This is a genomic window from Cohnella lubricantis (assembly GCF_014212015.1).
GTDB classification, from domain to species: Bacteria; Bacillota; Bacilli; order Paenibacillales; family Paenibacillaceae; genus Cohnella; species Cohnella lubricantis.
On record NZ_JACJVN010000033.1, the window covers coordinates 69,416 to 81,499 of the forward strand.

Below are 12,084 nucleotides of genomic sequence, written 5' to 3' on the forward strand. Positions count from 1 at the left end.
GATTGAGCAGAAAGCAGAAGCGCCGTTCCGCTAACCAGACGCGGGCCGATCCACAACAATCGATGATCGGCCTGTTCATGGCCGGCGAAGACACATCTATTCTCGTCTCTGGATACACGCGCTTGTCGGACAACCCCGAGGTGCGCATGGCGGTCCATAAGATCGCCGAGCTCATCTCGTCCATGACCATCCACCTGATGCAGAACACCGACGACGGGGACGTTCGCGTGAAGAATGAACTGGCGCGGAAGCTCGATGTCAACCCGTACAGCCTTATGACGCGAAAGGCTTGGGTGTACAACCTCGTCTATACGCTGCTGCTCGACGGTAGCGGGAACAGCGTCGTATATCCGCGGCTCCGCGACGGACTCATCGATGAGCTCATTCCGCTTAAGCCGTCGAGCGTTAGCTTCATGGACACGCCAGACGCCTATAACGTTCTGTATCAGGGGCAGACATATCGTCACGACGAGGTGCTACACTTCATCATTAACCCGGACCCCGAAAGACCGTGGGTCGGGCGCGGATTCCGAGTAGTGCTGAAGGACATCGTCGATAACCTCAAGCAGGCCACCGCGACGAAGAAGAGCTTCATGTCGGACAAGTGGAAACCAAGCGTGATCGTCTCGGTTGATGCGATGACGGACGAACTCGCTAGCCCAGAAGGGCGAGACAAGGTGCTGAACAAGTACATCACCGAGACAAGCGGCGGCAAGCCGTGGATCGTCCCGGCTGATCTCATCAAGGTCGATCAAGTCAAGCCGCTAACGCTCAAAGACTTGGCGATTAACGATGCTGTACAACTCGATAAGCGAACGGTGGCGGGCATCTTCGGTGTGCCAGCCTTTTTTGTTGGTGTCGGTGACTTCAAGAAGGACGAGTACAACGCCTTCATCAACTCGACGCTGCTGCCGATCGCCAAGAGCATCGAGCAGGAGATGACTCGGAAGCTCTTGTACGCGCCGGACTTGTACATCAAGTTCAACCCTCGCTCGCTCTATGCCTACGACATCAAAGAGCTCGCCGAAGTCGGGATGAACATGTACATTCGCGGGCTAATGCCAGGTAACGAGGTTCGGGACTTGACCGGATTCTCTCCGCTTAAGGGGCTGTCCGAACTGGTCATTCTCGAGAACTTCATCCCGGTAGGCATGATCGGCGAGCAGAAGAAACTCAATGGGGGAGGTGATGGAAGTGGGTAGAGAGACGAGGCAGACGCGCAGCCTCAAAACCGAGCTCAAGACGAGAGGCGAAGGCGACGGAAGCGACCTGATTATCGAGGGCTATTTTGTCGTATTCGGACGCGAGACGGAGCTGTGGAAGGGCGCTTACGAAGAAATCGCTCCAGGTGCGTGCGATGCCACGCTGACGAACGATATCAGGGCGCTAATCAATCACGAGACGCGTCTGGTGATCGGCCGGAATAAATCCGGCACACTCTCTCTTCGCGCCGACAATTACGGCCTTTGGGGCAGCGTCAAGATCAACCCGAACGATACGGATGCCATGAACCTGTATGAGCGCGTGAAGCGCGGGGACGTGGATCAGTGCTCGTTCGGGTTTAATGTTGTCCGCGAAGAAACCGACTGGCGCGACGACGGAACAGTCAAGTGGACCGTAATGGAGCTCGATCTGCATGAGGTTTCCGTCGTGACGTTCCCGGCCTACGAGGACACCGGCGTACAGGCGCGTCAAGCGGAAGTTGCCCAGCACCGCGCGCGGCAGATGGAGCAACGTAAACAAAATCTGAAAGCGAGGTTGAAAAAGTAATGGCTCTGAGACAACTCATGCTGAGTAAGAAGATTGAGCAGCGCAAGGCAGCCCTTGCCGAACTGCTCGAGCAGGAAAACGGGCTGAATACCAGATCCGCAGAACTGGAAGCGGCGATCGACGAGGCGAAGGACGACGAGGAAATCGCCGCAGTTGAGGAAGCGGTCAGTAAACTTGATGCCGATAAGACCGAGCTCGCCGAGAAGAAAGGAACCCTCGAGGGCGAGATCGCGGCGCTCGAAGGCGAGCTCGAGCAGTTGAATAGCGCGGCTCCGAGCAATCAATCGCGTTCTACCAAAAATCACGATAACGAAAGAGAGGCTAACGCTATGAACAGACTGCAAGTCCGCGAGCTGCTGAAGAGCGGCGAGTACTACAAGCGCAGCGAGGTTACCGAGTTCTACGAGCAGTTCAAGAACCTTCGCTCGGTGGCCGGTGGCGAGCTGACCATCCCGGAGATCGTCGTCAACCGCATCATGGACATCATGGGCGACTTCACGACGCTATACCCGCTCGTCGACAAGATCCAAGTCAAGGGCACGACCCGCATCCTCGTTGACTCGGACACGACGGCCGCGACGTGGATCGAACAATCCGGTGCGATTCCGCAGGGCGATGTCGGCACGATCACGAACGTCGACTTCGACGGCTTCAAGGTCGGCAAGGTCACGTTCGTCGACAACTATCTGCTGCAGGACAGCATTATCAACCTTGACGCATACGTGACCAAGAAGATCGCTCGCGCCATCGCAAAGGCACTCGACAAGGCGATCGTTAGCGGTACGGGTGCGGCCAACAAGCAGCCGGCCGGCGTCGTTCCGGCGATCCCGGCGGGTAACCAGGTCAACATCGAAGCGGATGCGGATCTGCTGAAGAATCTGGTCAAGCAAATTGGCCTGATCGACACGGGCGAGGACAGTGTTGGTGAGATCGTCGCGGTCATGAAGCGGCAGACGTACTACAACCGTCTAGTTGAGTACAGCATCCAAGTCGATTCCAACGGTAACGTCGTTGGTAAGCTTCCGAACCTGAAGAACCCGGATCTGCTCGGCCTGCGCGTCGTGTTCAACAACAACCTGCCGGCCGACCAAGTGCTCTTCGGAGACTTCCAGCAGTACACGCTGGTCGAGCGCGAGAGCATCACGATCGACAGCTCCACGCACGTCAAGTTTAGCGAGGACCAAACGGCATTCCGCGGCAAGGGTCGGTTCGACGGCAAGCCGGTTAAGCCGGCTGCGTTCGCGCTCGTAACGATCACGCCGGAAGTATAATCTATCGCGCTAAAAGCCGGGGTTAATCCCGGCTAAGCGCATGAGGAGGGTCAATATGGCTGTTGTTTTGAAAGACTTCAAGTGCAAGGTGACGAAGAAGCTGTTCCGTTCCGGTGACGCCTATGAAGGAGATCGTGCCGAGGAGTTGGCAGCGCTCGGCTACGTTGCCGAAGGCGGTGGCAATTCTGATCTCGTCGATACGTGGCCCAAGCATATTGGCGGCGGCGAATACGAGCTATCTAACGGCGAGAAGGTCAAAGGCAAGAAGGCCGCGCTCGCGGCTCAAGCAGAGATCGACGAAGCTGACGACGAGTAAAGGAGCTGAAGTCTCGTGGACACAACGACCATCGTTAGCCTTGTGAAAGCGAGCCTCGGCTTTACGTCGTCCGTCCGGGACACCTACCTGACCACTATCGCTGAGGGGGTCGTCCGGGAGTTGCAGGAAGAGAAGGGGTTAGCGCTTGACGGCACTAACCCTTATCACCTCCAGTTTGTCGTCGACTATGCGGCGTGGCGGTACAAAAGCCGGGATGAGCCAGGCGGCATGCCGCGGCATCTGCAATATCGCCTGCATAACCTCATGGTCCACTCGGGAGGTGCGGCGACATGAGCAAGCAGAAGCGATTGTGGAACGAGGCTGTGCAGCTCATTAAGGTCACGACCGGCGAAGACGCGGGCGGATACCCGATTGATCCGGTAGAGTCGAGTCGCGAGGTGCTCGCCAACGAGCTCAGCGTCAAACGCTCCGAGTTCTACGCGGCCAACCAGAGCGGCATGCGCGCCGATGTGGTGTTCGAGATCCACGCGATTGAGTACGAGGACGAGAAGCTGCTGGAGCATGCGGGTAAACGATACGAGGTAATCCGGACGTACAGTTCGGAGCCGGAGTATATCGAGCTCACCTGTTCCGACATCTCTCAAAGGGCGTGACGCTATGGCGGGGTTCGAGCTGCAAGGCGTGGACGAGTGGCTAGATGCGCTGCGGCGGAAGCTCGGCGAGGCATCTGCTCGCGTCGAGAACCGAGGCTTGCGTGCAGCAGGCGAGATTATGGCCGGGGCGATGCGCGACAAAGCGCCAGTTAGCGAGAAGGCAAGCGGCACTCACATCCGTGACGACATCAAGGTATCCGGCGTTCGCCGCAAGGACGGTGTCAAGTACGTGCTTGTGGGGCCGAGTAAGAAGACCAGCTGGCGTGCTCACTTCCCCGAATTCGGGACGCAGAAGATGACCGCGCGGTCGTTTATCTACCCGGCATTTCATGAGAAGAAAGACGCGGCGCTGGCGGCACTCGCCGACGAATTCCGAGAGGGGTTAGAAAACGGATGATCGACATGAAGCCGGAAGTCTTGGCCGCGCTGCGCGGAGACTCGACACTCGCCGCATTGATCGGCAAAGACGCGAACGGGAACGTGAAGGTGTATCCGGAGGTCGCCCCTGACGGAACGGCGGAGCCATACATCACCTTCTTCGAGGTGACCAACTTCGAAGCGACGAACGCCGACGACGAAGAGGTTGAGAGCGAGATCCATATGCAAGTTGACATCTGGACGAAGGGTAACACCGGACCGGCGGCGCTAGCCGCTGCCGAAGCGATGAAGGGTCTTGGCTTCATCCGGACAGCGGCGGTCGATCAGTACGAGAGCGACACCAAGACGTATCACAAGATTTTGAGATTTCAAACCACTACGGAGGTGCAATGACTGTGGCAGATGCTGCGAAGAAGATTCTCAAGGGCCTGAAGAAGATTCAGATTTTCCCGATCACCGCAAACACGGCGACGGCTTACACGGCTAGCGCAGGGATGCTCGTTCCCGGCGCTCAATCCCTCACGCTCGATCCGGATGTGTCGGAGTGGACCGTCAACGCGGATGACGAGGTGTATGACGCTGGTGCAGACTGGAACGGAATGAAACTGACATTCCAGGTTGCCGAACTTTCGCTGGAATTGAAAAGTCATCTCGAAGGTGGTACGTGGGACGAGACGGCCAAGGAATATGATTACTCGTCTAATACCGTCGCTCCAGAGATCGGCCTTTCCTTCGCCGCGCGGACTTCCGACGGGGAATACCGAATGGTGAAGCTGTGGGTCTTGAAGGTAACAAAGATCAAAGGCGAGTACAAGACCAAAGGCGGTAGTGGAGACAGTTCTTCTCCGGTGTCCGTCGAGGCCACGGTCATGAGCCGGACGATCGACGGCAAGGTTAAGCGCGAGAAGGATTCGGTCGGCGGCGATCTGGCGTGGCTTAACGACTTGAACGATACGCCGGAAGTGTAATCCAATCGATTACAGAAAGAGCTTAGCTTAAGTGCTAGGCTCTTTCTCTATTTCAGGGAGGGAACAAAGTGGCAAACGAAGTCAGCGTGAAGAAGATTCCGATCACCCTTGACCGGGAGCGGAACCTCATCGTCGACCTGAATACCTTCTGCTCGCTCGAGGATATTTACGGCAGCCACAAAGCCGCCATCGATGCGCTCAAGTCCGGCTCGTTCAAGGCAATCCGCACGTTCCTGTGGCTTACACTCGTGCACGAAGATGAGACGCTCACCGAGCACAAGGTCGGCCAGTTGCTGGGCGCTGCTAATATGAGCGCGATCGCGGACGTGATCCTCGAATCGATTCCCGGGGCTGATGTGCCGGGAAAGTCTTAGAAGCCATCGCCGTTAGCCTCCGGGACGTCAAAAATAGCGAGACGTCCGGATCGGTCAACGGTCAATCCGCAGGTTGGGATTGGACGTGGCTTTATTATATGGGAACAAACCTTCTCGGCATGAGCGAGAGGGATTTTTGGCGTTGCCAGCCTCGCCGGCTATTTGCGCTGTGGGACATCCACAAACGGGTGAACGGTTTGGACAAGCAAGACGGGCATGCAGCAGCAGAGGAAGTATTTATCGATCAACTCGGGTGGTGAGGAATCGTGCCAAGTGAAATCGAAGTAGGCAACTTAGTCGCGAAGATCGGCATAGAAGACAGTGGCGTCACGAAGAAGATGTCAGACCTAAGCCGAGTGGCGAAAGTCGTCCAATCCGACTTTGAGAAGACGTCAGCAGAAATCGGCGACTACGGGAAGAGTACGGACGGCCTGCGCGCCAAGGCCGATCTCCTCACCAAACAACTTATCATCCAACAGCAGCGTGTAGCTGTACTGCGGGATGAGTTTGAGAAGTCAGCCCGCGAGAAGGGCGAAGATGCGAAGCAGACACAGAACTACGAAGTCCGCCTGAACAAGGCGACCGCAGAACTAGCGAAGCTGCAGAGCGAATTGAAGGAAACGAACACTGACCTTGAAAAACAGACCGCGACGTGGAACAAGGTAGGATCCGCGCTCGATGGATTTGCGAATAAAATGGAGTCCGCTGGCCGGAAGATGTCCAACGCTGGCATGGGTTTGACGGTAGCCTTTACCGCGCCGATCGCGGCGACCGGAGTGCTCGCGTCCAAGGCAGCGATTGACTTTGAATCTGCCTTCGCTGGTGTGAGAAAGACGGTCAACGCGACTGACGCAGAACTTGATAAGATGTCTCAGGGCATCCGTGACATGTCGAAGGATATCCCGGTAGCAGCGACAGAGATAGCCGGCGTCGCTGAAGCAGCTGGACAGCTCGGTATTAAGACGGATGCCATCATGGGCTTTACGCGTACAATGGTCGATCTAGGCGTGGCGACAAACCTCTCCGGCGAACAAGCCGCGACGACGCTTGCACGTCTCGCCAACATCACGCAGATGTCGCAGAGCGACTTTGATAGACTCGGCAGCACGATTGTTGCACTCGGAAATAGTCTGGCTACGACTGAAGCTGAAATCTCGGACATGGCCCTCCGACTAGCCGGTGCCGGTAATCAAATCGGGTTGACCGAGGCACAAATCCTTTCTATTGCCGGCACACTTTCTTCAGTCGGCATCGAGGCTGAAGCGGGCGGCACGGCGTTTAGCACGATCATGATCAACATGGCTCAAGCGGCCGCGACAGGTGGCGAGCAACTCGAGAACTTCGCCGCCGTCGCCGGGATGACGTCGAGCCAGTTTAAGCAGGCATTCCAGCAAGACGCGGCCGGTGCACTCGTTACTTTTATCGAAGGGCTTGGCAAACTGTCTGCAGCCGGCGAGAACACGTTCGCCGCGCTTGAAGAACTCGGCATGTCCGACATCCGCGTGCGGGACGCGCTGCTCCGCGCCTCCGGCGCCGGCGATCTCTTCCGCCAGAGTTTGGAGCTCGGCACGAAGGCGTGGCAGGACAACAACGCGCTGACGAAAGAAGCTGAGCAGCGTTACGCCACGACGGCGAGCCAGTTGCAGATCGCGAAGAACAAAATGAACGACACGGCCATCACTGCCGGCGACGCGCTTGCCCCCGCAATCATCGCTGCGCTCGATGCGGCGGAGCCTCTTATTGACGCGGTCGGTCGCATGGCGGAAGGATTCGCGGCACTTGATGCAGGTCAGCAGAAGACGATCATCACCATCGCGGCAGTTACCGCAACGGCTGGGCCGCTGCTAATCGTCGCTGGCAAACTGGTAACCGCTATTGGATCGATAACAGTGGCAGTTAAGGGCTTGGGGACGGCACTCGTATTCTTGACGACAAACCCGATAGGCCTCGCGCTCACGGCTATCGCAGGCGTAACCGCACTAGTCACGACCAGTATGGTTAACGCGAAGCGGGCGACGGAGGAGCTGCGACAGGCGCAGGAAGATTATCAGAGGGTTCAGCAAAATGGCATCGATAGGTCGGAACTCGAGACTTATGAGGAAAAAATCCAGAAGCTCACTGATCTGAAGGAGAAGTACCTTGAACTGACCGAGGCTGCGAAAGAATCTGACTCGGCCCAGATGGGCAACAACGTTCTCGCCCTTGACACTGCTGCTGACGATCTCGGGATTAAGCTGAAGGATCTCGGAAAGGATGCTCGTTCATTCGGGCTCGAGTTGGAATTTGTCGATGAGCAAGGGAAAATATCAGCCGTAACGCTAGACGAATTGAACGAAGTCCTGGATACCTACACGAAGGCTGTTAAGAAGGCGAGCCAAGAGACGGCAACAGAGATCAGCGAGAAAGCCCGTCAGATCGCCACGCAGAACCAAGAAATTGCAACGGTTGAAAACTTGCTAAAGACATACAACTCGGCGAAGCAGGGATCGGACGAATGGAAGCAAGCCACATCTGAGCTCTCGCGTATGTTCCCGCAGTTTACGAGCGCGGTGGGCGTTAACGCCGAAGCGATCGAAGGCTTGATGATTGTCAAGCAGCAGGAGGTCGCCGCGTCGTGGGCGGCGCTGCAGGTCAAGGCGAACGAGATCGTTATGGAGAAGAAGCGCGAGCTGGCTGTCCGCGAAGCAGCGATCGCCGCCGTTGAAGCCGGCGCGAATTGGCTGTTTGGGATGGAAACGGCCACATTGGCGACAGCGAAGGCCCGCCAAGAGGTCGAGAAGCTGAAAGGCGAGATATCATCGCTTGAAGCCTTGGCGTCAACGGACCCGTCGAAACTCGCCGCCCCAGTGATCCCTACTGCACCGGTGGTCCCCACTGGGGGCGGAACGAAGACACCTGCGGCATATCAAAACACAGCCCTCGACGATGCCTACCGGCTGCTGGAGCACAAAAAGAAGCTCAACCAACTGACGTTAGAGGACGAGCTGAGGACGCTCGAGCAGATCAAAGCGAAGAACGTCAAGACGGCAGATGAGCGGATGGAGATCGAAGAGCGGATGTACGATGTCCGCACACAGATCGCGGAGAGGAGCAAAGACCGGGAGGCGGAACTGCTCGATCAAGCCATGCAGAAATATCGGGCGTCCGTTGAAGACCGTATTGCTAGAGAGGACTTATCAGCGGAGCAGCAGTTTGCCATCCAAAAGCAGATGTACGACAACATTGTCCGCGACAACGAGGCGTATCTGAAGCGCGTCCTCGCGGATGACAAGTACACAGCCGAGGAGAAGGCGGACATCCAGAGGCAGATCACCGATGTGATCCGGCAGAACATCAACGAGCGGCTCCAGCTTGAGAAGGACTACTACGCCGAGCTGGAGCAGCAGGAAATAGACTCGATCAACAAGCTGTCCGATGGCATCCAGTCAGCGTTGAAAGAGCGGTATGCGGCGGAGCAGGAAGCCGCCGAGGATGCCATCCAGAAGCAGATCGACGCGAATGAGAAGTGGCGAGACAACACGATCGACAGCGTGAAGTCCGTTTATGACTACCGCGTCAAAGCGGCCGAGGATGCTGCGAACGCCGAGATCGCCGCGCTCGAGGGGACCTACAACGCGCAGATCAAGGCGGTGCAGGATGAGCTGGCCGCGCTTGAAGAAGCGGAGCAGCTGAAGTCCCGCGCCGAGCTCGACGCCGCGGATAACCAAAAGGCCGATCGGCTGCGCGCACAGATCGAATACGAACATGACGAGTTTAACAAGGCTCAGCTGCAGAAGGAGCTGAACAAGCTACTCGCAGATCAAGAAGCGCGTCATCAGGATGAGCAGCTAGCCGACAAGAAGGATGCGCTCAAGACTGAGGAACAGACGCTCAGGGATCAGCTCAGAGAGCAGACAGATGCCCTCAAGGAGCAGCTAGCCGAGAAGAAGGAGATGCTTGAGACGGAGCGAGAAGAGGAAATCGCCCGAATCAACAACATCGCAGAAGCGCAGGCTGCCGCGCTGAACCAGCAGCTAGAGGCGGTCAAAGCACATTATGCCGCGCTGCTAACCGAGCGAAGCCTCCAAGCGGAGGCCGAGAAGCTGATTATCGATAACCAGCAGCAAGAGATCCTAAAGCTCCTTGAGGACTACGGCGAGGACTACGAGATCACCGGCCAGTCGCTTGGCGAGAAAATGTATCAAGGCTTCAAGCAGAAGGTCGACCAGATCAGCTCGTTGATCGATACGATTAATGCCCGGATCGATGCCGCACGGAACGCGGCCATCTCAGCGCTCAATTCGGTACAGGCTTCGACAAGCGCGTCGCCGGCAACGAAGTCTGCGGGCTCCGGTGGTACGCAGGTGTCGGTGGTCAATAACTTTAACACGCCAGTCACATCGCCATCCGACGTGTCCAAGGCGACGCAGAAGACAGCGCAGCGATTGGTAACTGGATAAGGAGGCGGGGTCATGCAGCGACTAACCTATATCAATCCAAACGGCGAGAGCGTTGTCCTGGGCAATTCCCGCCCCTACATCCTCGCGCACATCGACGGGACAGGTGGCGTGCAGGCCGACATACGCTCGACCCAGTCGCCGTATCAGGACGGCTCGTCGGTCGTCGCGGTGCAGATGCCTAACCGCTTGGTCACGCTCACCGGAACGGTCATGGCCGGCAGCCGTGAAGAGATGTACGAGCTGCGCCGTCGGCTGTCTCGTGTGCTGAATCCCAAACTAGGCGCGGGCCGGCTCGTATACGAGAACGACTACCGCTCCTATGCAGCTGATGCCATACCAGACGAGGCGCCGGTGTTCACCAATCGATTCTCCAACCATCACGGGTTCACCGCCTCCTTCACATGCCCGGATCCGTTCTGGCGCGACGTTGAGGAAGCGACGAAGGACCTCAAGTCATTAACTGGCGGCCTGACGTTTCCGCTTAAGCTCGGTACGCGCTTCGCTCTGATCGGCTACCGCGGCGTGTTTGAAAATGAGGGTGACGTCGAGACGCCGATACGCATCCGCTACACGGGGCCTGCGGTGAATCCGGTGGTAGAGAATGAGACGACGGGCGAGTACATCAAGATCAACACAACGCTGGCCGCGACTGACGTGCTCGAAATCACAACGGCTTTCGGTCGGAAGCGGGTCGAGGTTGTGGCCGCCGACGGCAGCCGTACGAACGTATTCCACTGGATCGACCTTGGCAGCACCTTCTTCGGGCTCCAACCTGGCGAGAACATCCTCAAATATAGTAGTGACAACGCCGAGGACGACATCTCGACAGTCACCGTGTACTGGAATAACCGCTATGGAGGTGCGTGATGGCGAAACCATTCCTTCGCATCCTCGACACCGACTTTAACCTGCATGGCGAAATCGACGACTATGAGAGCCTCCAGTTCACGCGACGGTTCTTCCGGCCCGGCGAATTCGAGATCCACATTGCGCTGAGCAAGCAGCACACCGGAGAGCTGATGAAGGACCGGGTCATTTACATTAACAACGAGCCTAACAAGGCGGGTTACATCCAGTACCGCGGGATCGAAGAGGAGAATGGAATCGAGACGCTCGTTGTCAAAGGGCCGACTCTCGGCGGCGTGCTCGATCGACGGATTACTGTGACGGATTCCTACGATCGCGTGTCTGGAGCCGCGGAGACGGTGCTGAAGCATTACGTCAATCGACACATTGTTGACGGCCTGTATCCCGGTCGGGCGATCCCGTTTGTTGCGTCCGCGCCAGATCTACTCCGCGGGAAGTCGACGCCATGGCAGTCCCGCTACGAGAACCTCCTGGATGTCGCGCAGCAGATCGCGGAATGGTGCGATATTGGCTGGGGCGTGAACCTCGACTTCGCTGCGCGGAAGTGGGTGTTTGATGTCATTGAAGGCCGGAACGTCAGCGCGAGTCAATCAGCGCTGCCGCCGGTCATCTTCGCGCATGAGTTTGACAACGTAGAGAGCGAGTCGTTTATTGACTCGGACGCCAATTACAAAAATGTCGGTTATGCCGGCGGACCGGGGGAAGACGAGGACCGGCTTATCCAGGTCGTCGGAGAGGCGACCGGCTTCGACCGCCGCGAGGTGTTCCTCGACGCCTCCCAAGCCGAGGACGCCGCCGAACTGGTGACGCTCGGCCAACAGCAACTCGCGCAGCAGAAGCAGATTCTCACGTTCGACGGCAAGGTGCTTGATACGCAGACATTCCGGTACGGCGTCGATTGGGATCTGGGCGACATCGTGACGCTGCGCAATAAGCGATGGGGCGTGACAATGGACCCGCGGGTGACGGAGGTCAAGGAGATTTACGAGAAGACGTCTTCCCTCGAAGTGAAATTCGGGACAGACATTCCGGACATCACGCGCGAGATGAAGGCACTGAAAAACAAGGTTAAGAGGAGTGGTTAAGG

At 57.3% G+C, this 12,084-nt stretch carries 13 protein-coding genes; all 13 read left to right on the plus strand.

Annotated elements, in window-relative coordinates:
• Positions 1-2: 2 nt before the first annotated feature.
• The 13 genes from H4Q31_RS09280 (at position 3) to H4Q31_RS09340 (ending at position 12,082) form a co-directional block, all read left to right on the plus strand.
• Complete coding sequence (locus H4Q31_RS09280; protein WP_245347148.1) at positions 3-1,202, plus strand: phage portal protein; 1,200 nt, start codon at positions 3-5, stop codon at positions 1,200-1,202.
• Positions 1,189-1,770 (plus strand): HK97 family phage prohead protease, encoded by a 582-nt coding sequence (locus H4Q31_RS09285; RefSeq protein WP_185178794.1) that lies wholly within the window; start codon positions 1,189-1,191, stop codon positions 1,768-1,770. The genes H4Q31_RS09280 and H4Q31_RS09285 overlap by 14 nt, the downstream gene beginning before the upstream one ends.
• A complete protein-coding gene (locus H4Q31_RS09290) occupies positions 1,770-3,041 on the plus strand; it encodes a phage major capsid protein (protein ID WP_185178795.1) in 1,272 nt (423 codons plus the stop codon). The genes H4Q31_RS09285 and H4Q31_RS09290 overlap by 1 nt, the downstream gene beginning before the upstream one ends.
• A gap of 55 nt (positions 3,042-3,096) precedes the next feature.
• Complete coding sequence (locus H4Q31_RS09295) at positions 3,097-3,357, plus strand: hypothetical protein (protein WP_185178796.1); 261 nt, start codon at positions 3,097-3,099, stop codon at positions 3,355-3,357.
• A 15-nt stretch (positions 3,358-3,372) separates the two neighbouring features.
• Positions 3,373-3,651, plus strand: a complete 279-nt coding sequence (locus H4Q31_RS09300; protein WP_185178797.1) for an NUDIX hydrolase — start codon at positions 3,373-3,375, stop codon at positions 3,649-3,651.
• A complete protein-coding gene (locus H4Q31_RS09305; RefSeq protein ID WP_185178798.1) occupies positions 3,648-3,971 on the plus strand; it encodes a phage head closure protein in 324 nt (107 codons plus the stop codon). The genes H4Q31_RS09300 and H4Q31_RS09305 overlap by 4 nt, the downstream gene beginning before the upstream one ends.
• A 4-nt stretch (positions 3,972-3,975) precedes the next feature.
• Positions 3,976-4,368 carry an HK97-gp10 family putative phage morphogenesis protein gene (locus H4Q31_RS09310; RefSeq protein WP_185178799.1) on the plus strand — a complete coding sequence of 131 codons (393 nt, stop codon included), beginning with the start codon at positions 3,976-3,978 and terminating at the stop codon, positions 4,366-4,368.
• The gene (locus H4Q31_RS09315; protein ID WP_185178800.1) at positions 4,365-4,742 is read left to right on the plus strand and encodes a DUF3168 domain-containing protein; all 378 of its coding nucleotides are present in this window, start codon (positions 4,365-4,367) and stop codon (positions 4,740-4,742) included. Before H4Q31_RS09310 ends, H4Q31_RS09315 begins: the two co-directional genes overlap by 4 nt.
• Positions 4,743-4,744: 2 nt before the next feature.
• The gene (locus tag H4Q31_RS09320; protein WP_185178801.1) at positions 4,745-5,317 is read left to right on the plus strand and encodes a major tail protein; all 573 of its coding nucleotides are present in this window, start codon (positions 4,745-4,747) and stop codon (positions 5,315-5,317) included.
• A 68-nt stretch (positions 5,318-5,385) separates the two neighbouring features.
• Positions 5,386-5,691: a hypothetical protein gene (locus tag H4Q31_RS09325; RefSeq protein WP_185178802.1), complete on the plus strand. Its 306-nt coding sequence runs from the start codon at positions 5,386-5,388 to the stop codon at positions 5,689-5,691.
• A gap of 266 nt (positions 5,692-5,957) precedes the next feature.
• The gene (locus tag H4Q31_RS09330; protein WP_185178803.1) at positions 5,958-10,130 is read left to right on the plus strand and encodes a phage tail tape measure protein; all 4,173 of its coding nucleotides are present in this window, start codon (positions 5,958-5,960) and stop codon (positions 10,128-10,130) included.
• A gap of 12 nt (positions 10,131-10,142) precedes the next feature.
• Entirely contained in the window at positions 10,143-10,997 is an 855-nt protein-coding gene (locus H4Q31_RS09335) for a phage tail family protein (RefSeq protein WP_185178804.1), read from the plus strand.
• Positions 10,997-12,082 carry a siphovirus ReqiPepy6 Gp37-like family protein gene (locus H4Q31_RS09340; RefSeq protein WP_185178805.1) on the plus strand — a complete coding sequence of 362 codons (1,086 nt, stop codon included), beginning with the start codon at positions 10,997-10,999 and terminating at the stop codon, positions 12,080-12,082. The genes H4Q31_RS09335 and H4Q31_RS09340 overlap by 1 nt, the downstream gene beginning before the upstream one ends.
• The last annotated feature ends 2 nt before the right edge of the window (positions 12,083-12,084 follow it).

Bases quoted from the DNA above. Each gene is read 5' to 3' on its own strand.
- H4Q31_RS09290 (WP_185178795.1), top strand. From the start codon at position 1,770: ATGGCTCTGAGACAACTCATGCTGAGTAAGAAGATTGAGCAGCGCAAG.
- H4Q31_RS09295 (WP_185178796.1), top strand. From the start codon at position 3,097: ATGGCTGTTGTTTTGAAAGACTTCAAGTGCAAGGTGACGAAGAAGCTG.
- H4Q31_RS09285 (WP_185178794.1), top strand. From the start codon at position 1,189: ATGGAAGTGGGTAGAGAGACGAGGCAGACGCGCAGCCTCAAAACCGAG.
- H4Q31_RS09310 (WP_185178799.1), top strand. From the start codon at position 3,976: ATGGCGGGGTTCGAGCTGCAAGGCGTGGACGAGTGGCTAGATGCGCTG.
- H4Q31_RS09340 (WP_185178805.1), top strand. From the start codon at position 10,997: ATGGCGAAACCATTCCTTCGCATCCTCGACACCGACTTTAACCTGCAT.
- H4Q31_RS09315 (WP_185178800.1), top strand. From the start codon at position 4,365: ATGATCGACATGAAGCCGGAAGTCTTGGCCGCGCTGCGCGGAGACTCG.
- H4Q31_RS09305 (WP_185178798.1), top strand. From the start codon at position 3,648: ATGAGCAAGCAGAAGCGATTGTGGAACGAGGCTGTGCAGCTCATTAAG.
- H4Q31_RS09335 (WP_185178804.1), top strand. From the start codon at position 10,143: ATGCAGCGACTAACCTATATCAATCCAAACGGCGAGAGCGTTGTCCTG.